This is a genomic window from Undibacterium sp. RTI2.2, from assembly GCF_035018705.1.
Taxonomy (GTDB): domain Bacteria; phylum Pseudomonadota; class Gammaproteobacteria; order Burkholderiales; family Burkholderiaceae_D; genus Undibacterium.
On sequence record NZ_JASJXN010000051.1, the window covers coordinates 1 to 24,641 of the forward strand.

Below are 24,641 nucleotides of genomic sequence, written 5' to 3' on the forward strand. Positions count from 1 at the left end.
GAAAACCAATCGCAACAGTGGCCACACCCATGCTCGACTTTACTGGTTTGGGTATTTTGCAAGAAGCTCTAATAAAAGCCAGTTATGACCGGCCAATTTAGGTGCGAAAATTCTTGTGAAACACGGCAATCGCTGTTAGGCTTCGTCTGCTTGATTTGATTGCTTTTCCGCAACTACCTGGTTAATACTAGGAAGGATAGCCATAAAATACAAGGGGTTGCAGTTATTTGCAGCCCCTTTTCTTTTGGACTTAAGCAGTCTCACTTCATTTGTTAGTGCCTACAACACGAACAAATCATTACATCGCAATGAATCACGTGCATAGAGCGTCTTCCTGTTATGGAAACGCAATGCAACTGTCAACTTCATTCGAATTTTAAACTGACTATGAGTTTCTTTGACTTAGGAGATATCGATAACTAAGTGTTCTGGTTATGGACGAATTTTCGTTTCGATGTAAATAGTCTGACAAGCTCTGCAAGAACTCGCATAGAACGAGTATCACTCAAAATAATAACGATAGAAAGATGGTTGGCTTAATGAAAGACGCACGTAAGATTTCGGAACAAATCGATATTGTCTATTTATGGGTAGATGGTTCAGATCCGATATGGCAAATAAAACGGGAACAGGCTTATGCACATTGGATTATAGAAAATCCGGGCGAGTTGGCAGCACATGGAAACACAGCGGGCAGATATCGCGACAACGGCGAGCTGTTATTTAACCTACGCGCGTTGGAAAAGTTTTTTCCTGACCACGGCCACGTTTATATCGTCAGCGACAAACAAACGCCCTCTTGGCTGCGTTCGTCGGAACACATCACTATCATTGATCATCGAGATTTGATTCCAGACACAAAAGGCCCGGTGTTTGACTCAGGCCATATCGAGTCTTATTTGCACAATATCCCCGACCTGTCAGAAAAATTCATTTATCTTAACGACGATGTTTTTTTCGGTGCAGAAGTTGATGTTGATTGGTGGTTTGGTGACTGTCTGAAAATTTTTTCCGAAACAAAATCAATACCAGAGTATGAAGTCCTACAACCTAATGAGTCCGCATTGGTCAACGCGTCCATACTATCGAAGGCTTGGTTGTCAAAGCGCTATTCAGCATACAGTCATGATCCCCGCGTTTATTCGCATTCACCCCGCCCAATGCTCAGGAGTGCAATGTTTGCGCTTGAGCAAATTGCGCCAGAATTATTTGAGCGTGTACGTTCAACAACATTCCGCTCATGGCAATCACCGGCAATTGTCCCCGATCTAGTTCCGCGCTGGATGGTACATATCGGCATCGCTCAACAAATAGTACTGGACCCCTTGCATATTAATACAGGCGACAATCATGCTAAGCGACAATTCGATTCGCTAATTACTAACTTTGGCGAACTGCCGTTTTTTTGTATCAACGATACCTGCGACGATGCGCCGGAAAACGATTTTCGCTTGCTTCGAGTCGTCCAAACTTTAAAAAAATTGTTACCTGAGCCGTCGAAGTTTGAGCGGTCGTTCCGTGATTCGATGACTTCATCATTCGTTTGTTTCACGGAACCTAAAGCGGTAGCATCACATTAGTCTTAAATTTGGTCCAAAGCACTTAGCGAACGTGAGATAAGGCATTTCGATTTCCAAGATGGACATTTTGTCTAGCGCTGGTTGCATTATTTCGGTTTATGTGAAATTGAACACATTTTTTATACAAAAATTAACGCCGATGATTTTTTTCTTAAGGCCTGCTATTGCTGGTGCCTACCGTCTCAATGGCAGCATCCTGTTGATTTGATCGAAATGCCTGTAGTTCACTAACGTTCAAAAGAAAAAACCTCCAAATATGCTGGATTTTTTTTTACTAAACAATTTTTATCAATTAAGGGAAATCGTTGGTAAGCTGGCTTTCGTAATTTCAAAAATTAAAAATCTACTATTAATGCCAGCGATACGCTACGAGCTGGTAGAAGAGTCAATTGATCTCCTGCCGCTGCAATTGAGCTCATCTTACTCGCAGGTGTCACGCCAACAATACTATATTTATCAAATAAATTATTAACACTCGGTTGTACTTTTCCGCCCTTTAAAAAAGTAGACATATTTTTCAACGAGTAATTCACAAACACATTGGAAATTACAAAAGGGTTAATGGTGATAGCCTCATGTGTTCCGCCGTTATCGTTATACATTTTCCCTACGCGCTTAGTGAACCAGCCTGCATTCCATTGGTTTCGCTGATAGTTCAAACCTAAAGTCTCAGTATCGCTTGGCGCGTTTTGAACCCATTGGTCACTAGTCGAATATTTAGAACTTCCATAAGTGCCATTAATATATAAGTTAAATCCGCTACCCAGAACTAACGTACTTTCCGCCTCTATCCCTTGATTAACTGAACTACCATTAGCAAAGAATGTTGTATTTCCCGCTGCGTCAGTCGTGGATGAATAAGCATTATCAAACTTGATGTGATAGGCGTCCATATCAAAGGTAAGGCTATCACCTTTCCAGACTGAACCGATTTGGATAGTTTTACTTTTTATCGAAGCAGGCAAGGCCGTAACATTAGCATTTTTTACGTCAAATACATTCGATGGTGGAATTTCGTCACCCGTAGCGAACTGTGCATAAGCTGACCAGTTGGCTTGTAACATGTAGTGCGCGTCAATTGACGGCAAAAATGTGTGGTAGCTAGCTACATGTCCAATACTTGCTGCGCCGTTTAAATTGCCGACGGTTTTCCCGTTGTCGGCAAACTGGGTTAAATCTTGTTTATAGGAAGAATATTTAACACCTGCAGTTACTTTTAAATCTTTACTTAGGTTGAGTTCATATTCAATGAACGGTTGAAGCAAAGTTGTTTTGAACGTTTCACGAAAATTAGGGATTGCAGAATCTATCCATGTCAAAGGATTGCTCGGAATCTGGTATCGGTTAGTGTCGGCAACTTCCGACCACAAACCAGTACGCAATGTCCCCATCTCGGTATCACGATTGAGACGTAAAATATTTCCGTAAGTACGATAACTATTGAGTTTATCCGTCCCCGAATTGTTTGCAGTCGTATTTGCCGTGGTCAATGGAATGGTAGCGCCCGGATAATTTTGTTGATTATGGTAATAGTAGGTGTAAGTCTTATTATCTAGCTTCCAGCCATTCCCCAAGTTTGAAGTTAACCCTGCATATTCAAAATCTGTATTGACATGATAAAAATTGTACGCGAAATAATTGGCCTGAGTCGGATCTGACGCGAGCAAATAATTGTCCCCAAATTTTGCAATATCGCTGCGGGTTGCACCTTTGATATTTGGTGTATTTGAATGCACAGTAATATAAGAGCCGAACAAAGTTAAAACTGTATCCGGAGAAATTACATATTGATATTTCGCAGATAAGGCATCTCTCTGCTGTTTGTTCAAAGTTTGATAGCCATCCGATTTCAACTCGTGAGCATTGAATAACAGGTTCGATGAGCCGTCCCGACCAAATTGACCAGATTCAAATTCTGCACCAATTAAACTAGTATTCCACGTTCCCAAAGAGGCAGTACCTGAAATTCTTTTCTGGGTTTCGAGGTTACGTGACAACAAATTGATTGAACCCCCAAAATTGGCTGGTCCCAAACTGGCTGCGGAGCCAGGGCTTCGATCAATCACAGCACCACCTACAAAGGGTGCAGGAAAAAATGCCCAGGAATGATGGCTTGGGCTATTCGTGTCTTGAAACGGTATCCCATCAAATAAAATTGAATAATCTCCGTCAGAAAATCCGCGAAAATTAGTTTTCGTATCGCCTAGCCCAGGACCGTTAGGACCAAAGCTATACATCGCCGGTGCCATTTGAATAATTTGACTAAAATCCGAAGTTGGTGCTGTGTAATTTCTGACGAATTCATCACTAATTTCTGATTGAGCAGAACGTGCAGCAAGGGAGCCTTGAGAAATTGCAACTTTTGATGCTGCTGACTTAACACCGGCAATCGTGACTGTATTCTCAGAAACATCAGATGGAGCATCTACCACATTTTCTGCAAAAGCTAATATAGGTGATGACATCGACAAACCAACAACAGCGCCGAGAATCTGTCTTGTCATTAGTTTCAGTTGTAAATTTTTCATTTGATACTTTTCCTTAAAAAATTATATTTGAATAAACAAATAGGATAAAAAAATTTAAATTTATTTAGTAAATGTCTGGTGTGCTCGCATTCAAAACCGATCTACGTGACACAAAAAATTAGGATAGGGAATCGCAAATTACAATACAGAGCAGAGATGTAATTTCGGTGACGTTGGCGCATGCTAAGCAGGATTTATTACAAGAAAAAGACATCAAAAATTTAATAAATTTCCTGTTGTATTTGAAAGAATTTAAGGAAATTTTAATTTTTCAAATTGAAATTCATGAGCCTTCATTTTTAAATCTATGAAATAAAAAATATCCTGCTTAAGGATTTTTCAATTTAATATGATTTGCATAGGCGTTGAAAATTTGAACAAGGCATGCTCTCAATTACATGATGTAACTTGTTAAAAATAATCTAACTGTGCATCACGAATATATAGGGGATTAAAGCGATGCGATTGTTGTTAGTCGAAGACGATCAAATGATCGGGGAGAGTCTGGTAGATGGGCTCAGCCAAGTGGGATATCAGGTAGATTGGGTTTTTGATGGAATTGAAGCAGAATCGACCATACTAAAACAAGCTTTTGACATTATCGTACTTGACCTAGGCCTGCCTAAAAAGCAAGGACTAGAAGTATTACTAAACTACCGGAGGAAAAAAGGTAAAGCTGCGATATTAATTATTACCGCAAGAGACACTCGACTTGATCTTATTCTAGGACTAGATAGTGGCGCAGACGATTATCTAGTTAAACCTTTTGATCTTGATGAACTCTATGCGCGCTTACGCGCATTGATTCGTAGATGCCAGATGACTCAAGATCAAGTAGTGAGTCATCATGGTCTGACGTTGAATTTATCAACGCACGAGGCAAGCTTTAATGACGAACCAATACATTTATCAGTTCTCGAATTCAATCTAATGTTGGCACTACTCGAAACACCCGGACATGTAGTATCAAAAGCAAAGCTTGAAGATAAAGTCTACGGGCTAAATGATGACATTGAGAGTAATACCATAGAGGTGTACATCCATATGCTTAGAAAAAAATTTGGCCCGAATTTTATAAAAAATGTCCGCGGGGTTGGCTATAAGCTTACAAATATCTCATGATTAAAGTCCGTACCATTCGCCAACAACTTTTGCTTGGTTTAATGTTAGGAATGATATTAACTAACGTTTCAGTTTATATCGGTACTTATCTGAAATTACGCCACGAGACTAACGAATTGTTTGATTACCAGCTCAAACAAATAGTTCGGTCGTTTCCAGCAAATATGACATTACAGGAAAGTGAAATTGCGGATACTCATCCTGGGAAAAAAATTGTTGTACAGGTTTGGAACAAAAAAGAGCGTTTAGTATTTACTTCAAATTCAGCGATAAATTTGCCAAAATATGGCGTTAATGGTTTTTTTGAAGTTACAGAAAATAAAAAACATTGGCGGATATACAGTGAAAAAAATAACTATCAGGTAGTCCAGGCTGGACAGCTAATTAGTGACAGAGAAAAAATTGAATATAGCCTAGCTTTGCGCTCTCTAATTCCAGTTCTCATTTCAATACCTCTTCTAGGCTTATTAATTTGGTTTGTCGTAGGTCATAGTCTAAAACCATTAAATAAATTAGCGACGGCGTTGGGAGAGCGTTCAGCTGACGCTCTGCATCAACTAGATCCGAGCGGCTATTCTTCAGAGATAGTGCCCATAGTGCTCGCAACAAATGCGTTACTTGCGCGCGTAGATCATTCAATTAATCTACAAAAGATGTTTGTTACAGATGCAGCACATGAGTTACGTACTCCATTAGCGGCTTTAAAACTGCAACTACAATTGGTAGAAAAAACTCAGCACGAGGAGGATAGAAAAGCTGGGATTTTAAAATTGCATGTACGCTTAAACCGTGCAACCCATTTAGTACAACAGCTATTGACCTTAGCTCGCCATAGTAACTTTGACAGTGAAATCAAGTTTGAGAAAATCTCTCTGCATCAAATTGCAAAACAAGTTGTTGCTGATTTTTCCTTGCTTGCGGAATATAAAAATATTGATCTAGGCGTTGATGCACCAAATGGTGAAATTTCCATCTTTGCTCATGAAGAATCTATACGCATTATGCTAGGAAATTTGATTGATAACGCGATCCGTTATACAGGGCGAAGTGGGAAAATTGACGTCATTTCGGGCTTAGAAAACAAGCTACCCTATCTAGCGGTGATTGATAATGGCGTGGGTATATCGCTCGCCGCCAGAGAGCGTATTTTTGACCGCTTTTATCGATGCGAAGGTAGTGGTGAATCAGGTAGTGGGTTGGGGTTAACGATTGTGAAAAATATCGTCGAACAATTCAAAGCAAAGATAAGTGTCTGCGATGGAATCAACGGCCAAGGTACTGTTTTCAAGATTATTTTTAATAATGAAATTTCAATTGAAACTTAAAATACATCACTGTGGAAAGAATTCTTCCGAGCAAAAACTAATTTATCCGATTTTCGCGTAAACCTCGCCCTTCAGGGCGGGGATGTAAGCGCGGAAGGCGAAGCCTTCCTTGTCTTGGACTTTCGGTTTAATGCGGCGTTTGCTGTTGCTCGATGTACTTGCGAATCACAGCAATAGGCGCACCGCCGCAGCTTCCAGCGAAGTAGCTAGGCGACCACAAAGCACCGCCCCATAATTTCTTTTGAATGCTCGGATATTTTTTCTTCCTAATCATTAAACTCGATATTCCCTTGAGGCTATTAACCAATTTTGACACTGCCACTTTAGGCGGGTAATTCACTAAGAGGTGAACGTGATCGTCCTCACCGTCGAACTCTACCAGTTCCGATTCAAAGTCATTGCAGACACTGGAAAATATTGGGCGCAGGTCGTCAAGAATCTCTTTTGTGAATACCCCGCGACGGTATTTCGTCACAAAGACCAGATGTACATGCATCATAAATACACAGTGTCTTCCATTCCTAATATCGTTGTTGTCTTCGCTCATAGACCAGACTATGATCTAACGATGCAAAGACTTCAAGCCTTTAAATACGCACTGATGCCAAACGGCGAACAGCAGCGCGATATGCGTCGCTTCGCCGGGTCGTGTAGGTTTGTCTATAACAAGGCTTTAGCATTACAAAAGCAGAACCACGAAGCCGGAAACAAGTACATCGGCTACGTGCCGATGGCAGCAAACCTACCAATCTGGAAGCGTGAAACTGGTACGCAATGGCTCAAAGAAACGCCCTCCCAGGCGCTGCAACATGCATTGAAAGATTTGGAAAAGGCCTACAAAAACTTCTTTGCTAAACGCGCTGACTTTCCGCGTTTTAAAAAGAAGAGCAGTGGCGACAGCTTCCGTTACCCCGACCCTAAGCAGATTAATCTCGATCAGGTCGACGACCGCATTCTCCTGCCGAAACTTGGCTGGATACGCTACCGAAACAGCCGTAACGTGCTGGGCGAGGTGCGCAATGTCACCGTCAGTCAATCGGGCGGTAAATGGTTCGAGTCGATCCAGACTGAACGAGAAGTCGAGCAACCCCTGACAACAGCGGCTTGGGCTATTGGTATCGATGTGGGTATTGCCCGGTTCGCCACCTTGAGCGACGAAAGCTATATCGCGCCACTCAACAGTTTCAAGAAACACCAGCAGCGTCTTGCGCGTTACCAGCGCCGCATGAGCCGCAAGGTCAAGTTCAGCAGTAACTGGAAGAAGGCGAAAGCCAAAGTCCAGCAGATTCACAGCACCATCGCCAACGCCAGAAAAGACTTCTTGCACAAAGCCACCACGACGATCAGCCAAAACCACGCGCTCGTATGTATTGAGAATTTGCAGGTCAAAAATATGTCCAGGTCTTCAAAAGGCAATAGCGAACAGAATGGAAAAAAAGTAGCGCAAAAGTCCGGCTTAAACCGCTCCATCCTCGATCAAGGCTGGGGTGAATTCAGACGACAACTGGCGTATAAGGTAGTGTGGCACGGCGGGATGCTGCTGGCTGTGCCACCCCACAACACCAGTCGCACTTGCCCGGCCTGCGGCCATGTATCGAAAGACAACCGGCAGACTCAGGCGAAATTCCTGTGTGTCGATTGTGGCTACGAAAATCACGCCGACGTGGTCGGTGCGATCAATATTTTAGAGCGGGGATACCGCTTGTTAGCCTGTGGAGAGTCGGTGCAGTCAGGCCGCTCGATGAAGCAGGAACCCACCGAAGCGACTCACAAATCATCGCGCAGCGCTGTAGGAATCCCCGTCCTTTTGGGCGGGGAGGATGTCAATTTTGAGCATCTAAGTATAAATCGCTTTGATAGTCACTTGAAAATTGTCCTTTCTTTGCTTTGTATTCGGATGCCGTTCTAGGACTCCATCACCTAGGAATTGTAGCTGTTTAATAAGTGCAGGGTCTTTTGAATCATCCGGTATTACAAGGGTAATTGGGCCCAATTTTTGTTCGACCTTTACCATCTTTTCTAGAATCATTTTTTGCTCCGGATATTTGGTTTTCATAAAGCGAATCGCGCAGCTATCAGCTTGTAACTCCTGTTGTTCAGAATAATTTACAATCATATTTTTAAGAGCAGATGCGTATTCTAATGCCGCACCAGGGTTGACATGTGAAGCATCACCCAAAAGCTTGCGGAAGTTATCAAGAGAATCAATGCCATCTGCTAACCTGGCTTGGTAAGCACGCGTTTGATGTCTTTGCAGTACATGAGAAACCTCATGGGCAATAACAAAGTAGGGATATTCTGGAGGTGTACCTTTTTTGAATAAATCTCTGTCAACCAGAATAATTCCGCCTGGCAGAGCAGTCGCGTTTCCGAAGCTGCTTTTGACGACAATAATCTTAAATTCATATGGATTATTTTCAGGTACATTTTTCAAAATATCGGCCAAAATTTCTCTGGCTTGCGCGTAAGTTTTTTTGATATCCTTATTTTTATCTTCAGCTAAGACCTCCCCTTCAGGTACTTTACTTTCACCAATTTGTTTTTCGAAATCCATTGGCATCCAGTTTAAATTTCTGGCAGCTAATTTAATGATATCTTTTACCACTAAGGAAGGCTGGCCGTTTTTCAAGAAGCCGTCCAGAAAGCCTTTGACCTTCAGTTTCGCGGTCAATATACCAAGTGAAGCGACATTGTCAGTGATGCCAAATGGTTGTATGGGTTGCTTACAGACCGGATCAAGAACGACATTGGACACATTGGACCACGTATCTATATCGATAAGGCTAAAACCACCTGAAGTACTGGAAGATGTGGAACTAGAGTCGGCCTTATCAATCTTGTCACTCTCATCTTTAGATTTTGTTGAGGAGCTGCCTGAAAAAAAATTACCTATTGATTTGAAAATCGACGGCGAATCCGATTGCGGTTTTGCATCTAAACTTTCTGCCTGTTTCGTAGGTTCCACTTTCGCCTGATCTTCTCCACTAATGGCAATAGAAAATAGCATCAGCGCAAACAACCCCGTACTAATTAGTAATAACAGTTTGATTGGCACTGGTAAAAATTGACGTTTTTTTTCTTCGTATTTAAAACTATTCATCCTGAATTCCTACGAGATACACCGTCCTTTAGGGCGGTGAGGGATAGGAGAGCAGTCGAAGACTGCTTGCCTTTGGTTGTATAACCATAGCCATCATTACGTTGAATCAGTGCGCAATGCTTATGACTGATTCCTTGTACGACGCCCATGGACGTTTGTAGATTAAAACTACCGGATGCCCGTACAGCAACACGGCCAGTATAGCTGCCTAGTTTTTTACCTTGCGGTACCACGGCTTTGACCAGATCACCCGTTTGGAAACCGTGGATTTGTTTTTGCCGTGTCAGATATCCGCGAGGAAATCCCTGTGCCGTTAATCGTGTCCGCTGGTAAGAACCTCTGCCAGTACATTTGATTGACAGTGTTGGTTTATCCCAGTTTTGTACTGCATTTACATTGCCCACACACACTGCATCGAGTGCATGATCTTTCGGTATGGCGAGTTTTGTCCGATTCCACTTTGTTTGTGCACCAGAACCCGTTTCTACTGCCAATCCCGTTGCTTGGAGACTGTTGACCAGCGTCCAGCGTGTTGCGTTGACGACTGCGGCATCTTTTAAAGGTTGTTTGACCTTGGCAAGAATGCGTTGTAACCGTACTGGATCGTTTTTCAAAAAATCACGAATGTTCTGGGTGTTTTTCTTGCGATTGCATGGGCAACATGCCAGCGTTAAATTTGACACCCTGTCTGTGCCACCGTTGGTCTTAGCATCGATGTGTTCAACTTCCAGCGGCACATTCTTCGCATCACAGTAGGCGCATTGACGGTTCCACTTTTCCAATAAGTACTCGCGAAGCTCATAGCCTTGTAATTCGCCTTGCTGATACGCGACACCGGAAATCTCTGGGTTCTGCATCAGTTGCATGTCGAATTTCACTAACTCCGTACTGATCGCGGAAATCGGTGCCCAGCGTTGCAGTTTCTTTATCCATGACATCGTGGTGTGAACACGATGCATCAGTGATGGCGCCAACCAGCCTTGTTCTTTGTTCCCACGATTGAAAAACCGTGGTGCACGATGGCGCAAGTTGGCGTTTCTTCTGCGGCGGCGCATGGCGCGACGTGCAGTTAAAGCTTCTGAAATAGCCTGACCACGGTGCAACAGATCGAACAGATTTAATACCGCAATCGATTGGTTCTGATCCAACACCAAAGCCATGCCCGTTGTTTTACTGCCAGGGTCAAGTTTTAGACGCAAGGTCTGAAAGTGACTTTCCTGCGCAGTCCGGTCAACAAGTCGAATCACGAATGGCATCAATCGATGTATTCGTGCTCTTCCCCTTTCTAGCATTAACCTTGCTCGTTTTTCTGAGCAGGGCATTAATGCGGTACCGCTCTTGTCTATAACAAAGACTGCCATAGCAATCTCTCCTTTTACAATTACCCTTACGGGTCTTGTGACGGAACCTTGCGGTTCTCTCCCTTCGAGAATGTCAATAACCGGCTCCTACCTTTGACAGTAGCGACAATCACCTTCAGCCCTTTACCTTTGACCAGCATGATGACTGTCTTGCAGAGCAGCGAACTAAGGAAGCATTCGCTGGTGCGTCTTAACGACCTGTTACTAACGTAGCGGGTTGGGTACCGCTTTCTCTGGTCAACCTAGCTTGTCTAGCTTGCGCTTTCTCAGCTCCGTCCTTCAGCGCGGGATAGTTGACTACCAATAAAGTTGAAACAGGGAATTTAGGAGCCTAAGGTTTTTTGGGATTACGTAGTCCGTCTAAAATAAGTTCGCGGTTAAAATAACATTCGGCTTCATCAAAAATTGCTGCCTGATAGATCAGCTTTACGTCAGCGCTAAGGTCTTGCTGGTCTAGTTCGGCCAACTTAGTTTTGATTGTTTGTAATTCATCTGCTTCAGGAATTTCAAAACTACCGCGATAGGTTTCTTTTTTAGTCACTAAGACCCAGCTGTAGCTGGTCCCTGGTTTTATATTATCAATCCACAAAGGTCGCCCGGCCAAATAGGAGGGTAATTTCACAATTTGTCCTGAGTCTTCAACTTTCACTGTCAAATTAACCAAACCGTCCTGGCTAACTGCATTCAAATCAAACTTGACTTTATCATCCACGATGAAGACTTTTCCAGTTGGTGTCCCTGCTGGCGGTGGTGTTTCGAAGCGCTTTCCTCCGGTTGATTTAGTATCTAGTAATGCAAGCCAAACCGTCTTTAGAGATTTCGCGGATAAGCCTTTCACTGTTTTACAAACATTAGCTTTAGTCAGCTCTTTCGACAGAGTCTCGGTTCTGGGTGAATTCGATTTTTGTAATGGCATCTGACAATCTTCAGCAAAAACATTCCCCATACAAGTTGTCATGACCAACAGGGTAAAAGCGATATTTTTTTTCATTGTCTTAGGCATTCATCAAGAGAAACCAATCAAATTTTCAACATTTCTAAGCTAATGCGTTATTATAAAAACATAAATTTCATTGAAATTACAATAATTCCCCAAAAAATAAGTGAGCGTAACCAACTGAAAAAGTAACCCAATTTGACCGCGCTGGTATTGTATTTTCTGTACTGCTGCTTAGGTGACGCTTCAGGAATCATCTTGAATGGAAGAAGTTTTTTTATCGCGTGCATAACGCGTATCCGCGACATCACTTGGTAGTCTTTGAGCGATCTCCTTTTTAGATCAAATAGTTTCGCTAGTACGCCAACGACGAGACACATACCTAGTCCTAGGATTACAAACGCCGACGAGTATCCAGCGACTGTGGAAAATTGAATCCAGTTATTGTTGATGGCAACAGCCAGCATAGTACACAGTACAGTACTTAATATAGTGGAAAGGACTAACCTATGCGTAAATTTACCTTGTTCTTTCCCTGTTTCGTTTTCGATTACATTTTTTTCTTGCACATTACTTTTGTCTTTATTTTTTCTCTCTCGCTCTTCATTTTCCTCAAGTAACTTTTGGATTTGTTCTATCGGAGCAGAGACAAAACCATCAAACAAAATTGAAATTGCCATCAGGAGTGGCGCCAACATAATATTTATTTCGAGAAAAAAATAAACTGATGCAAAAATAAAGTAAATCACTAATAACAAATAAATCACGATAAACGAAACGATGACAACGGTGCCAATCGCCGTTCTTAAATTACCGCGACTTAGTTTACGTATTTGCATATCGAACCGCGTTGCGATCACGTAGCCCTTCCAGAATTGTCCTACCACCCAGGCAAAACAAAAGGCGATCCCCATATCTATCATCAAACCCAAGGCCGGCGGAAAACTCTTGATTGGATGCTCAAGGCTAACAAACCGCGCACCATGAATGATAACCCCAGCTAATTTTCCTAGCGGCGTTAAGTAAGTATCGTCCCGACCCCAGTCTCCACCAAAGAAGACTGGATTTTGGCCCCAGTTAGAAGCCTCACTAAATTCCTGACTTCCTAGATCAAACACAGCCAATTGCTTTTGAACTGCCGAAAAATTGATTGGTGACGTTTCAAATGATTCTTCTATCTTTTCATCGTCTGTTTTCAGCCATGGGTTATCTTGAGCACCCCTTGCACTCTGGACGATCATGCATACATAAAAATTAAATCCATTATGCAATTGTTCCGCAAAGCGGGATTGCAGAATTTCGTCTTCACCAATAAATTGTTCATTGACCATACCAAGCGACTTATCTAAGCTTCCATCGCCAAAATGGACTCCCTTGGCGCAACGCTCTAACATCCACGCGTGTTTGGGTTTTTTTAAGTCACCCTTGACCCCATAGGGAGTTAAAATCACGATCCGCTTGGCTTCTCGGTCAAGTAAGTCATCCAAAGATGTTTGACAGGCTTTATCTTCGCTATTTGGTTTGGTTAATGGGGAGAGATCGAAATCAATGGCAAGTCGTTGCGTTCCTTTAGCAAGAATAGCGGCAATATCCTGCCGCATCACACAACGGTCTAACGGCCTTTTTTCGCCATAATTATTGAAGAAGCGCTCTTCGCCGATTGTCACAACAATCGGTGTGTGAGTGTTAATGCTGACGTCAGGTGCATCATTCTGGGCAGCCATACCTGCGACTAATAACCAAGAAAATTTTATAAAAATTTTTAGAAGCCCGATATGCTCAAAAATTCCTGCCAAGGCTGCACTGAAAAGCACGGATTTCCACTGGTCTAATACAAAATATAAAACATGTCTGCAGAAAATTGTAGACATCAAAAATATCTTTTTAGGTGTCATTCTTATGTTTATTTATCAATATTTCAAATAAAGAGAAAAACACTTACATTCTCGGCCATCAGCGCAATAGTAAATGAACGCTCGGGGTTCGAGTTTGAAATGAAATACCTAGTGATTAATTGCAAATTTTCGGTTAATTATTCAAATCAAATAATACTCAAGATCGTTGTAGAAACTTATATATTCCCAAACAATAGAAGCGATTTTTTATTAAAAAAAAGTAATTGTTGTTTTTTCATTGAAGTATTTTTATCTTTTTACATTTCAGTACAGGCATATATGAAATTTGGGTTGATTAGAAACAACGGATAGCGCTTTCTGTGTCCCGCTCTCGATGTTAAAGAAGTGTAATTCCGGCTTGAAATGATAGGCCAACTTGACGTCCTCCCCCACCTCAGCCGTGCGGCTGCTGCTTACACAGAAAGGAAGGGGATTCCTGCTACCAGCGTCGCTCGTCCTCGACGGAGAATGTTCTTAGCTGCATTGCGATCACGATCATGCATCGTGCCGCAGTGCGGACAAGTCCATTCTCTTATTCCAAGATCTTTCAGTCCTTTCGGGCCGCTGCGTGCAAAACACGCAGAACAGTCTTGGGTAGAATACGCTTCGTTGACTTCTTCAAACCATACGCCTGCGTCATCGCATTTGTAAGACAGCATGGTTCTGAATTGTGACCAGCCTGCATCCAAGACCGATTTCGACATCTTGGTCTTCACCAGACTACTCGCATTCACGTTTCCCACGAAGATCGCACCATAGCGTCTGACTAGCTTGGTGCTTAGTTGGTGATGATGATCCTTACGCCGGTTGGCAATCTTGGCATGGATCGATTTAACCAGGCGCTTCTTCTTAGCCCGTTGTGCCATACCTAATTTGACCTCGGCGCCACGGTAATACTTCTGTGCCTCGACATTGTCCAGAACTGGATCAGAGAAACCGGCAAAGTCTTTTAATCCCAGATCGATGCCCACGTCAGCCTTACCTTCGACAGGGGCCTGCCTGGCTACTTTCACGGTGATATTGATGTACCAGCGACCTCGGGCATCCTCAGAGAGATTACCGGCACCCAATTGGTATTGTGAAAGGCCGTAGCTATCCCACAAGCACAAAGGCGTATCGATACCGGACATCCAGAGTTGACCGTTACGGTAGCTTAGTGCTGACGCTTTAAAAGGGATCCAGCCTAGTGATCGCTTGTTCCCGCGAGAGACACGCCAGCGTAGTTTAATCTTTTTGAATTGCTTACGGCGGGTGGCGTATTCTTCGGAGATCGCCTGGATAGTCTGCGAGTGAAGTGGGATACCTTCTTTGCCAGCGCCTTTGGTGAACGGGGCAAAGTCGTAACCAGAAAGCAAACGCTTCTCGCGACGCCACACTTGCTGCTGCAGGTCATTGCAGTAATTCCAGACCTGATTGGCCCACATCGCACGATCGCGCAATACGGCAGCGTGTTTGTCTTTGATACGCAAGCGGAGTACTCGCGTATTGAGAACGGGTTTATTAGGGGGCGTTGAACTATCTCTGGGCATGGAATTGCTGATGACTGTATATATAATCAGTATATCGTTTAACGACCAAAAAGCAATGAGGCTGACGCCTCCCGCGCTGATATCACCGCCCTGAAGGACCGTGTTTTACGCGCTATCTGGATAAATTTCACATTGTAAAATCTGAATAGCTTTTGCTTTGGACTTCCCCTAGTTTAGTAGACGTTTCATAATGTCGAAACTAAGAAGGGGAAAATCCAAATGGGAAATAATCGTTAGTTACACAACAGAATTTAAGATAGAAGCGGTTAAGCAGATTGATGAACGTGGGCACAGCGTTGTCGATGTTTCCAAGCGATTGGGCGTTTCAGATAAGAGTCTTTATCTCTGGGTGAAGCAATACGAAACGCCATCCAATCCAGCTAAGCAATATAACGCTGATGCACTCAAGTTAGAAGTGACTCGACTTAAGGCCGAATTAAAGCGTACAACAGAGCAGCGCGACATCTTAAAAAAGGCCGCGGCAGGTTCGACCGGTCATCGCAACAGTTCTGTTTTAATGGCATATTCAAGTACAATCAACCGCCAAAAACTGGTCGGCCTGGATTATCACCTCAAGAGAAGTCAGAGTTTTGGAATCGTTAGAAATATGGGCAATCACTGAGTGAGATTGGCCGCGCTTGGTAAGCATGCCGGCTCAATTCATACCGTCCTGTCCGCTAATGGTGGAATATTACCTAGGGTACGCGTTCGAAGACCTAACGCACTCACTATTACGGAGCGCGAAGAGATCTCCCGCGATTTAGCGCAAGGGATTTCCCTACGTGCCATTGCTAATCGACTGGGGCGGTCACCCTCAACGATAAGTCGAGAGATCCAGCGAAATGGAGGGACTGATACCCGTTGAGCTACCGGCATCTGGAGGAAATGATGGAAGAGCGCGGCGTGTCGGTCGATCACTCATCAATCAACCGCTGGGCTATCCGCTTCCTGCCGCTCATCGAAAAGATGGCGCGCAGATATAAGAGCCCGGTTGGTGGCAGCTGGCGTATGGATGAGACATACATCAAGGTGAAAAGCGCTTGGAAATATCTCAACCGCACCGTGGATAAGCAGGGCATGACCGTGGACTTCTTGCTGACAGCCAAACGCGACATGGCTGCGGCAAAGCGCTTTTTTAACAGAGCGATGGGAGCGAACGGTGATCCTGACAAGGTCGCAATGGATAAGAGCGGAGCCAACAAGGCTGCCATTGATGCGATCAATATTGGCCGTGTTCAGCCTATCGTTGTGCGCCAGGTCAAGTACCTCAACAACATCGTTGAGCAGGACCACCGCGGCATCAAGCGGATAACCAAACCGATGCTTAACTTCAAATCTTTTCGATCGGCCAGCGCAGTGCTCGCTGGTATCGAGTTCATGCACAAGATTCGAAAAGGTCAGTTTAACACTGATGGTCTTGCGGACCTGTCATTTGCGCCACAATTCTATGCACTGGTAGGATAGGTCCGTCCAGCGTAAAGGTACACCCTCGTCGAGTTGGCAAGAGCTGGTCTCAGCTAAACAACGCGACAGAACCTCCCGTTTGCCGCTCAGAATCAGCCGCAATGCAATGATCGACAAAATGCTCACCAAGTGGAGTAGCAAATTTTGAGATAAACATTCTTCATCAAGAGCGACGATGAATTTCCTGCCCGGTACGTTCATGCAAAAGCCCACGGATACAACCAATCAGTAAATATAATCCGTAGAGACCACAGAGGGTCTGCAAACTCAGAATGCCTATCGCTAATAAACTCATGTTCATATCATTTTCCCTGAAAACACATTTGCTTACTAAAAGAATAGCGTAGGCGAAATTCAGCCAAAGTCTAAGGCTATTTTTTGTAGAACGCACCCAATTAACTTCGAATTCAGTTTACTCGTCGTAGCTTAGCTTAATTCGGCTAACACTCTACATCACCAGCACTGCCCTCCCCTCCCCAACAGTTTTTCTCATCGTATTCTTTCTTATTTCGCCCGTTGATATCTGCTTTTTCAATGAGATTTGCACTGTTGGGATAAGCATCCAATTCCGAAGCAATTATTCAATTTTCTCCAATTTGACAAGACTCTTTTGTATGAGACTCTAGCGTTGTTGAGGTATCGATTTCAATGGGAAATCTTTGAAATGAATGACCTCAATAGAACTAGCAGCCTCCATCTTTACATCGACCTGCCATCACTGTGCACTAGGCAATGAAGCCATCGTTGTGTTCAACGAGTTTAATTTAGGAGAAGAACCGTGCTGACATTAGCAAAACGTATTTTAGTATTTAGTTGGAAATTATTTTGTGCGATTTTTATTGGGGCATGGCAAGCATCAGAGGTCGCCCATGCGCGAGTTCAAGAGCCTGGATGGAAAGGCTTCTGGCGCTATACCCTTCGTGCCTATTTTTCACCTTTAGGGGGCGCGATAGAGGGCGTCAAGAAACAATGGAAACGAGAACTCTGAGATCTTGTTATCCGTGATTCGACAGTTAACTAATGGAGTTAAACAATGCGCATAGTCAATGGCTGGATAGAGTTTGAAGAACAAGAGCAAGCGCTCTGGGAAACTTTACTTGAACGCAAACTCGGCGCAATAACGCCGGTCTTATTACGTGAATTGGGGGAAAGTCGTGTTAGGGAGCTCGTCGATGATGGCTACCTTATTTGGGCCAGAATGGCGGCGCAACACATAAATGACATACCTTGCTCTCATCTGCAATAATTCTTTTGGGTCTCATTTGCCGTCCTAGTTCCCGCAGGGGAATGTAGGACGTCAATCATTGATACAACTACTTTTTACCAAACAGCGCTGAAATGCCCCGTCGTTCAGGGCGGGGATGTAAAGCGGGAGTCTTGCCCCCTTAAATACCCCCTGCTATACTGATTTTTTGTACAGTATTTTATCATTAATTTTCTTTTCGAAAGACCACCCTGTCCGAAGCCATGGCTACCGTCGCCGTTCCTAAAAAGCCTTCGCGCAAAGCGTTGGCCAAGGTGCGCACGGCTGCAGGACTGACAACGCGGGTGCTTCGGTTACGCCTTAAAGACAAGCACGCTAAGGACTTGCGGGCCCTGGCCAGCGAAGTGAACTTTGTCTGGAACTACGTCAACGACCTGAGCTATAAGGTGCTTCGACGGGAGCACCGGTTCCTAAGTGCGTACGACTTGAGTGCTTATACCTCCGGCGCCACCAAGGAAGGATTGTCCTTACATTCGCAGACCGTGCAAGCGGTCAACGATGAGTTCGTAACGCGTCGCAAACAGTGTAAGAAAGCCAAGTTACGCTGGCGCGTTTCCAATCCAAAGCGTTCTAACTACAGCCTGGGCTGGATACCCTTTAAAAAGAGTGCGATTACCTACCGAAACGGACAGCTACACCTGGCCGGTAAACCGCTGTCCCTATGGGACAGCTATGGACTGGGCCAGTATGAGTTGGGCGCCGGTAGCGTCTCAGAGGACGCGCGCGGCCGCTGGTACATCAACTTGACGGTCCAAGTAAAGAAAGCCACCCCGACCGAGGGCAAGGGTGCTATTGGCATTGACTTAGGGCTAAAGAACATCGTGGTAACGTCCGAAGGAGAACCCGTCGAAGCCCCTAGGTTCTACCGCAAGGAAGAGCTGAGCCTCGCCTCGGCGCAGCGCGCCGGCAAGAAGCGCCGCGTAGCGGCACTCCATGCCAAAATTAGAAATCGCAGGAAGGACTTCTTACATAAATTAAGTCGCCAGCTCGTCAATGCGTGTGGCGCAATCTTCGTGGGTAACGTGAGCGCGTCTACCCTGGCTCAGACACCGATGGCTAAATCGGTGCTGGATGCTGGGTGGTCAATGTTCCGTACGATGGTCTCCTATAAAAGCGATGACGCTGGAGGCTGGTACTTGGAAATCGACGAAGCATATTCAACCCAAACCTGTTCTGCGTGCTTCGCACGCAGCGGACCGAGAGGTCTGGAAGGTCTTGGAATAAGAGGATGGGTGTGCAGTAACTGTGGCGCGGTGCATCATCGCGATACGAATTCTGCACAGATTATTCTCGCGCGCGGACATGCGCGTCTCGCAGGAGGAATCCCCTTCCTTTCCGCTTAAGCGGCGGCCGCAGGGCCGAGGTGGGGGAGGATGTCAATCGATAGTTTAATTAATAATTTCGTTCAAGTACTACACAGTCAGTGTCAGCCTCGGCATCAATGCTTTGACTTGCAATTTCAGATGTTTATCCCATCCTGGAGAAAAAAATGAATGTTTTCATCGACACGGAATTTATCGACTTGCTGGAACCGATCCTAATCAGTATCGGCATAGTCACTGACATAGGTGAGGAATTTTACGCAGAAGTTCCCTACCCTGATGACAAGTGCACACCATTCGTCCGCGAAGCAGTATTGCCGCAATTGGGTCGGAATCCAGACTTCTATTGTGGTGTTTCAGACCTTAATATAAAACTCCTGCAATGGCTACAACGGGTCCGCAGAGAGGATGAGACGGTTTATCTTTGTTTTGATTACATAACTGACTGGGATTTATTTTTGGATTCAATACAATTCAGAATTACTCCATGGATGCAAGGAAAATTGATCAACGCAGATATTGACGAAATTGCTTTATATGAATTTTACAAAGAGACAGGCCTGTCCATGCATCACGCTTTAAATGATGCTATGGCAAACAAATTTGCTTATCGCCCAGCGATAGTGAAAGGAAATTGAGCTGAGAGGAATAAAAAGTGTTCGGAAAAACTAGTGTAGAAAATTGCCCGAGAAGGTTACCAAAAATACTTTGAGTGCGATACGTGAATTAAAAGCTAGTATGGTTTCCTCGCAAGTACATGCTCGGGTTCGAAAAAACCAATTCTGTAAAACTTAATTTGAAGGACTCGCCAACCTGGCGCGCTAAAAGGCCTCCCTGCTATTGCGGCCAATTTTGGTCCGCCGCTGACCTTATCTTCGGACACGCAAAAATATTCCGGATGCAAATAACGATTCTGATCCTGAAGGACAGACTTTGTCCAAAGCTAAGCAGTTTTACAGCTTGGCCTTTTAATTTTTTTTACGACATTTCCACTTTCCCCGCAAGTTTTTACCTTGTCACGAAAAATTGTATTTTAAGTAGACGTTTCCCCATCGACAGCGGTCTCAAAAAATAGCGGAAAATAGTTATCCAAATGGAATGCTGGCGATGCCGCGTCGATGATTAAAAATTCCTTAAAGAAATTATTTACTTTTAAAATAATTCTCCACACACCAAGGATTAAAAACTTTCAAGTTTTTGTTTTGCAATCGCACATACCATTTGTGTCATTGCAGCCACCACACCAAAACGAGCAGGCGAGCGATCCGACGTGGTGCACTGCAGGAACCTTATCCCTGTACACCCCAAATCATCGGCGCCATACTAAAAAAGCACACTCGTGCAGTACCCCAAAAAAAATAGACGGAGACACCTAATGAATTATAAGAACTTGTGGGCGCGAGTGAGCGTCTTGGCAGGAGTCATCATGCTCCTGGCCAGTTGCGGCGGTAGCGGGGACAGCAATCAGGCCCCTCTTGAAGTCAAGGTGCTATCGACGCGGGCCGATATGGTCAGCGGCGGCGAAGCCTTCGTGGAAATCGTCACACCAGCTGGCGTTACCGCAACCAACCTGACGGTCGAGCTCAATGGCGCTAACATCACCAGCCAATTCGACGTGCGCGCCGACGGCCGGCGCACCGGTGTGGTAACCGGCCTTATGGTCGGTGATAACACGATCGTAGCCAAAGCTAGCAATGCCGCCCAGGCCAGCCTAGCCGTGAAGAACTTTCCGATCGGCGGACCGATCATTTCGGGTCCGCAGATTCAACCGTGGATCTGCGCTGCACCAACTGCCTCGGCAGAAACCGCTACTAGCCCGGCAATTAACGCCAGCGGCCTGTCAACGGCGGCCGTTGATGCACAATGCAATATCAAAACTGAGTACAAGCTCTGGTACAAGTCGATCATGGCCGGCTGCACCAATACGCTGCCAGACCCGGTGCCGATGACCTCTGCGGCGGCCAACAGCTGCTTCAAGCCCTATGATCCGAGCGCCGCAGCGCCGGCCGACCTTGCCACCACCACCACCGATACCGGACTTAAAGTACCGTACGTAGTGCGCGTCGAGCGCGGGACACTGAATCGCGGTATCTACGACATCGCCGTCCTGTTCGATGCTAACAAGCCATGGACGCCGTATGCACCACAGGCGGGCTGGAACGGCAAAGTACTGTACACGTTTGGCTCGAGTACCGGTCAACCCCGTCGCCAGTTCCGCTCAAACCAGACGTGGCCGACCGAAGAGGCTGCGATCTCACGAGGCTTCGCTGTAGCATTAAACAGCCTGACTGACTCGGCACTCAACTCGAACCGGGTCATGATGAGCGAAACCGTGATGATGATGAAAGAAAAAATCATCAAAAACTACGGACTGATCAAGTTCACGATCAGCAATGGCTGCTCGGGTGGCTCAATCAACCAGCTGACCAACGGCTCCATCAATCCCGGGCTCATCGACGGTATCCTGCCGACCTGTACCTACCCGGATTCGCAGACCACCGGCCTCGAAGTAGCGGACTGCCAGTTGCTCGTCAATGCGTATAACTCCTCCCAATGGAAAGGTTTAAACGCTGGCTTGCCACAAACCGTTATCGATGCGAAGAAAGCCGCTATCAATGGCCATATGGATCAGACCGGTTGTCATGCATGGTTTAACCTATTTTCTAGCAGCGACATTCCCGGTAACTACGTGCAGAAAGTCGTCGCCAACAGCAACGGTGACGTGATCCCGCTGGGCGCCTCGAAAAATAATTGTCAATTGCTGGCCAAGGATGTATACGATCCAGTCACCAATCCGACCGGCATCCGTTGCGGTAGCCAAGACGCTTCCGTTGCCATCTGGGGTAAGGCCACCGGCTCGACCCGTGCACGCGACACCCGTGACAATACTGGTATCCAGTATGGTTTGAGGGCATTCCAGTCAAATGCCATCAGCGCCGAGGAATTCGTGACCTTGAACGAAGTCATCGGTGGCACCGACGGCGACCTGAACGCCACGTCTGCCCGCAGTTCAGGCGATCCGGAAGCACTGGCCATCGCCTACAAGGCCGGGATCGTTTCCAGCGGCAAGCAGCTCGCCAAGACGGCCATCCTCGACCTACGCGGCTTCGACGACTCGATCTTGCCAGGCAACGTGCCGCCGAATAATTTAGTCAATGTCACGATCTTCGGTATCCACCATATCTGGAGGAGCTTCTCTCTGCGCGATCGTCTCGACCAGGCCAATGGCAGTCACGGCAATCTGGTGTTGTGGCGCTTCGGCACCGGCCTTGTGGCGCCTAACGCTTCCGGTCTAACGCTTGCGGCATTCCTCGAGATGGATAAGTGGATGACGGCGGTCAAGGCCGACACCAGTTCAAAGACGATCGACCAAAAGATCCTCGCTGCCAAACCTGCTACCACGGTAGACTTCTGCTACCTCAGCAGTGATACTGGCTTCACAAACAAGGTGACCGACGCGGCGGTCTGTAATGCCGACAAGTTCCTCGCCACTCACTCTTCGCCACGCCAGGTCGCGGGCGGTTCGGTATCGGAAAACATCCTGAAGTGCCAACTCAAGCCACTCGACACCGCCGACTATGCACCGGCAACTGTTAGCGCGACGCAACTAGGACGCCTCAAGACCGTGTTCGCCTCGGGGGTGTGTGACTGGAGCAAGCCGGGCGTTGGCCAGCAGGATGCAGTCAGTCCTCTGACCTTCGCCACGACGCCGGGCGGCGCTCCGATTCCTGCGGCACCGGTGTCGAAGCCCCTGTAAGCGAGGCCACTATCGCACATGTTCCCGCCCACCCTAAGGTGGATGCCACCCGATAGTAGAAATCAAAACACCCTTCTCGCAGGGTGTTTTTTTGGCCGAACGGTTTCTCGAATTGATGGACGGTATCGACTAGCAATCAATCGAGACTCTGATATTGTTGCATCCTAGCCGGCAGCTCATTCAATTCGTACCCACCGAACAGGGTTCTTTCTTAATAGCGAACCCAAGGCGGCGTTCGCTCTTCTTTAAACAGAGTAGATATTTTCCCAACGCTTGACGTCCTCCCCCCACCTCAGCCGTTCGGCTGCTGCTTACACAAAAAGGAAGGGGATTCCTGCTACCAGCGTCTTACGTCTGCTACTGAGAATATTCTTGTCCGCATTACGATCACGATCATGTGTCGTGCCGCACTGCGGACAAGCCCGCACTGAATATTATCGTTCGCATATTTGCATCGACATATAGCCTCTTTCGGCACCGATTCCCGTCTACACGCTAACTAAACATCCAGACGGCCCGACTTTGAACATTATTTTTGACGTCCTCCCCCACCTCAGCCTTGCGTCTGCTGCTCACACAGAAAGGAAGGGGATTCCTGCTACCAGCGTCGCTCGTCCTCGATGGAGAATGTTCTTAGCTGCATTGCGATCACGATCATGCATCGTGCCGCAGTGCGGACAAGTCCATTCTCTTATTCCAAGATCTTTCAGTCCTTTCGGGCCGCTGCGTGCAAAACACGCAGAACAGTCTTGGGTAGAATACGCTTCGTTGACTTCTTCATGTCAATCAGCGCGGGAAATTTTCCACTTTTTGTAAAATTCAGAACTATGGAAATATTTAACAATTCAGACACGACGGCCCTCTTGACAGATATATCCGGAAAACTCGCGTGCTGACACATGGTAAAAGTATGACGCTGTTTGACTGCCAGGAATATTCTCCGTCGTGGACGTGCGACGCTGGTAGCAGGAATCCCCTTCCTTTCTGTAAGCAGCAGCAGCACGGCTGAGGTGGGGGAGGACGTCAATTATAAAAGCTATGCGAATAAATCAAAATTAGGATTAGCCGTTGCATCCACGCCTGCCGCCTTCTTCATTACAACTGATTTCTTAGGCTTGGGAGCGGGTGCTGCGGCCATCAACTCAGGATCGAATCCCTGCAAAAATGTTCTTGCAAATTCAGGATCAGTGCACCCAAGCCAATCGTCGTATTCACTTCGCGGTATGATCACAAGTTGTCGCTTTTCTTCCCCGTTTTTATGGAATCGCTTCATCAACGAATGCTCATCTGCGTTGATCGTCAGTTGGGTGAATGCATAGGCGGTGGTGCCATCCGTTTCTTCCCATTCCCGGTAGATACCAGCGACCGCAAACGCTGACTCGGGGTCGATTTGTTTTAGGTGCAATAAGTGACGGTAGGAGATCGAGCACTGGCGTGGGGGTAGTTCTGTAAGTCAA

17 protein-coding genes and 4 pseudogenes are annotated in these 24,641 nt (G+C 45.7%); 12 read left to right on the forward strand and 9 right to left on the reverse strand.

Translation table 11 applies throughout. The features are described 5' to 3' along the window. The first annotated feature begins 539 nt into the window (after positions 1–539). Positions 540–1,580 carry a stealth family protein gene (locus QN395_RS18925; protein WP_323493122.1) on the forward strand — a complete coding sequence of 347 codons (1,041 nt, stop codon included), beginning with the start codon at positions 540–542 and terminating at the stop codon, positions 1,578–1,580. A 335-nt stretch (positions 1,581–1,915) separates the two neighbouring features. Here QN395_RS18925 and QN395_RS18930 read toward each other — a convergent pair whose 3' ends face one another. Next, a complete protein-coding gene (locus QN395_RS18930; protein WP_323493123.1) occupies positions 1,916–4,108 on the reverse strand; it encodes a TonB-dependent receptor domain-containing protein in 2,193 nt (730 codons plus the stop codon). Positions 4,109–4,567: 459 nt separating this feature from the next. On the opposite strand from QN395_RS18930, the gene QN395_RS18935 reads away from it, so the two are divergent. Beyond that, positions 4,568–5,230 (forward strand): response regulator transcription factor, encoded by a 663-nt coding sequence (locus QN395_RS18935; RefSeq protein WP_322118940.1) that lies wholly within the window; start codon positions 4,568–4,570, stop codon positions 5,228–5,230. After that, entirely contained in the window at positions 5,227–6,555 is a 1,329-nt protein-coding gene (locus QN395_RS18940) for an ATP-binding protein (RefSeq protein ID WP_322118939.1), read from the forward strand. Before QN395_RS18935 ends, QN395_RS18940 begins: the two co-directional genes overlap by 4 nt. A 127-nt stretch (positions 6,556–6,682) precedes the next feature. On the opposite strand, the gene tnpA is transcribed toward QN395_RS18940, so the two are convergent. Further along, positions 6,683–7,102 carry an IS200/IS605 family transposase gene (tnpA, locus tag QN395_RS18945; RefSeq protein ID WP_322118938.1) on the reverse strand — a complete coding sequence of 140 codons (420 nt, stop codon included), beginning with the start codon at positions 7,100–7,102 and terminating at the stop codon, positions 6,683–6,685. Positions 7,103–7,123: 21 nt separating this feature from the next. On the opposite strand from tnpA, the gene QN395_RS18950 reads away from it, so the two are divergent. Further along, complete coding sequence (locus tag QN395_RS18950) at positions 7,124–8,464, forward strand: transposase (RefSeq protein ID WP_323492914.1); 1,341 nt, start codon at positions 7,124–7,126, stop codon at positions 8,462–8,464. Here QN395_RS18950 and QN395_RS18955 read toward each other — a convergent pair. The 5 genes from QN395_RS18955 to QN395_RS18975 all read right to left on the reverse strand — a co-directional run bounded on the left by QN395_RS18955 (position 8,393) and on the right by QN395_RS18975 (position 15,377). Further along, complete coding sequence (locus QN395_RS18955; protein ID WP_323492915.1) at positions 8,393–9,655, reverse strand: M48 family metalloprotease; 1,263 nt, start codon at positions 9,653–9,655, stop codon at positions 8,393–8,395. The genes QN395_RS18950 and QN395_RS18955 overlap by 72 nt on opposite strands. Further along, on the reverse strand, positions 9,652–11,016 hold the full coding sequence (gene iscB, locus QN395_RS18960; RefSeq protein WP_323492916.1) for an RNA-guided endonuclease IscB: 1,365 nt from the start codon (positions 11,014–11,016) through the stop codon (positions 9,652–9,654). Before iscB ends, QN395_RS18955 begins: the two co-directional genes overlap by 4 nt. Positions 11,017–11,347: 331 nt before the next feature. Continuing rightward, a complete protein-coding gene (locus tag QN395_RS18965; RefSeq protein WP_322118934.1) occupies positions 11,348–12,007 on the reverse strand; it encodes a hypothetical protein in 660 nt (219 codons plus the stop codon). A gap of 62 nt (positions 12,008–12,069) precedes the next feature. Beyond that, a complete protein-coding gene (locus tag QN395_RS18970) occupies positions 12,070–13,824 on the reverse strand; it encodes a hypothetical protein (protein ID WP_323493124.1) in 1,755 nt (584 codons plus the stop codon). Positions 13,825–14,261: 437 nt separating this feature from the next. Further along, the gene (locus QN395_RS18975; RefSeq protein ID WP_323492654.1) at positions 14,262–15,377 is read right to left on the reverse strand and encodes a transposase; all 1,116 of its coding nucleotides are present in this window, start codon (positions 15,375–15,377) and stop codon (positions 14,262–14,264) included. A gap of 190 nt (positions 15,378–15,567) precedes the next feature. On the opposite strand from QN395_RS18975, the pseudogene QN395_RS18980 reads away from it, so the two are divergent. From QN395_RS18980 to QN395_RS19015, 8 genes and pseudogenes are all read left to right on the forward strand, one after another. Next, a pseudogene (locus QN395_RS18980) lies at positions 15,568–15,852 on the forward strand (transposase); the annotation flags it as partial. Positions 15,853–16,101: 249 nt separating this feature from the next. Beyond that, positions 16,102–16,230: pseudogene (locus QN395_RS18985) on the forward strand (helix-turn-helix domain-containing protein); the annotation flags it as partial. Between the two features lie 2 nt (positions 16,231–16,232). Then, a pseudogene (locus QN395_RS18990) lies at positions 16,233–16,841 on the forward strand (IS6 family transposase); the annotation flags it as partial. A 778-nt stretch (positions 16,842–17,619) separates the two neighbouring features. Continuing rightward, complete coding sequence (locus QN395_RS18995) at positions 17,620–17,829, forward strand: hypothetical protein (RefSeq protein WP_322118931.1); 210 nt, start codon at positions 17,620–17,622, stop codon at positions 17,827–17,829. Between the two features lie 45 nt (positions 17,830–17,874). Further along, positions 17,875–18,087 carry a hypothetical protein gene (locus QN395_RS19000; RefSeq protein WP_322118930.1) on the forward strand — a complete coding sequence of 71 codons (213 nt, stop codon included), beginning with the start codon at positions 17,875–17,877 and terminating at the stop codon, positions 18,085–18,087. A 221-nt stretch (positions 18,088–18,308) separates the two neighbouring features. Beyond that, positions 18,309–19,448 carry a transposase gene (locus QN395_RS19005; protein WP_323492652.1) on the forward strand — a complete coding sequence of 380 codons (1,140 nt, stop codon included), beginning with the start codon at positions 18,309–18,311 and terminating at the stop codon, positions 19,446–19,448. A gap of 146 nt (positions 19,449–19,594) precedes the next feature. Beyond that, positions 19,595–20,065, forward strand: a complete 471-nt coding sequence (locus tag QN395_RS19010; protein ID WP_322118928.1) for a hypothetical protein — start codon at positions 19,595–19,597, stop codon at positions 20,063–20,065. Positions 20,066–20,853: 788 nt separating this feature from the next. After that, a complete protein-coding gene (locus tag QN395_RS19015) occupies positions 20,854–23,184 on the forward strand; it encodes a DUF6351 family protein (protein ID WP_322118927.1) in 2,331 nt (776 codons plus the stop codon). Between the two features lie 572 nt (positions 23,185–23,756). Here QN395_RS19015 and QN395_RS19020 read toward each other — a convergent pair. Next, a pseudogene (locus tag QN395_RS19020) lies at positions 23,757–23,951 on the reverse strand (zinc ribbon domain-containing protein); the annotation flags it as partial. Positions 23,952–24,220: 269 nt separating this feature from the next. Continuing rightward, entirely contained in the window at positions 24,221–24,589 is a 369-nt protein-coding gene (locus QN395_RS19025; protein ID WP_323492650.1) for an SOS response-associated peptidase family protein, read from the reverse strand. Positions 24,590–24,641: the final 52 nt, after the last annotated feature.

What these genes read in the sequence shown, in the direction of transcription:
- QN395_RS19015 (WP_322118927.1), top strand. Translation starts at nt 20,854, where the DNA reads ATGCTCCTGGCCAGTTGCGGCGGTAGCGGGGACAGCAATCAGGCCCCT.
- QN395_RS18935 (WP_322118940.1), top strand. Translation starts at nt 4,568, where the DNA reads ATGCGATTGTTGTTAGTCGAAGACGATCAAATGATCGGGGAGAGTCTG.
- QN395_RS18940 (WP_322118939.1), top strand. Translation starts at nt 5,227, where the DNA reads ATGATTAAAGTCCGTACCATTCGCCAACAACTTTTGCTTGGTTTAATG.
- QN395_RS19010 (WP_322118928.1), top strand. Translation starts at nt 19,595, where the DNA reads ATGAATGTTTTCATCGACACGGAATTTATCGACTTGCTGGAACCGATC.
- QN395_RS19000 (WP_322118930.1), top strand. Translation starts at nt 17,875, where the DNA reads ATGCGCATAGTCAATGGCTGGATAGAGTTTGAAGAACAAGAGCAAGCG.
- QN395_RS18955 (WP_323492915.1), bottom strand. Translation starts at nt 9,655, where the DNA reads ATGAATAGTTTTAAATACGAAGAAAAAAAACGTCAATTTTTACCAGTG.
- tnpA (WP_322118938.1), bottom strand. Translation starts at nt 7,102, where the DNA reads ATGAGCGAAGACAACAACGATATTAGGAATGGAAGACACTGTGTATTT.
- QN395_RS18950 (WP_323492914.1), top strand. Translation starts at nt 7,124, where the DNA reads ATGCAAAGACTTCAAGCCTTTAAATACGCACTGATGCCAAACGGCGAA.
- iscB (WP_323492916.1), bottom strand. Translation starts at nt 11,016, where the DNA reads ATGGCAGTCTTTGTTATAGACAAGAGCGGTACCGCATTAATGCCCTGC.
- QN395_RS18930 (WP_323493123.1), bottom strand. Translation starts at nt 4,108, where the DNA reads ATGAAAAATTTACAACTGAAACTAATGACAAGACAGATTCTCGGCGCT.
- QN395_RS18965 (WP_322118934.1), bottom strand. Translation starts at nt 12,007, where the DNA reads ATGAAAAAAAATATCGCTTTTACCCTGTTGGTCATGACAACTTGTATG.
- QN395_RS18970 (WP_323493124.1), bottom strand. Translation starts at nt 13,824, where the DNA reads ATGTCTACAATTTTCTGCAGACATGTTTTATATTTTGTATTAGACCAG.
- QN395_RS19005 (WP_323492652.1), top strand. Translation starts at nt 18,309, where the DNA reads ATGGCTACCGTCGCCGTTCCTAAAAAGCCTTCGCGCAAAGCGTTGGCC.
- QN395_RS18975 (WP_323492654.1), bottom strand. Translation starts at nt 15,377, where the DNA reads ATGCCCAGAGATAGTTCAACGCCCCCTAATAAACCCGTTCTCAATACG.
- QN395_RS18925 (WP_323493122.1), top strand. Translation starts at nt 540, where the DNA reads ATGAAAGACGCACGTAAGATTTCGGAACAAATCGATATTGTCTATTTA.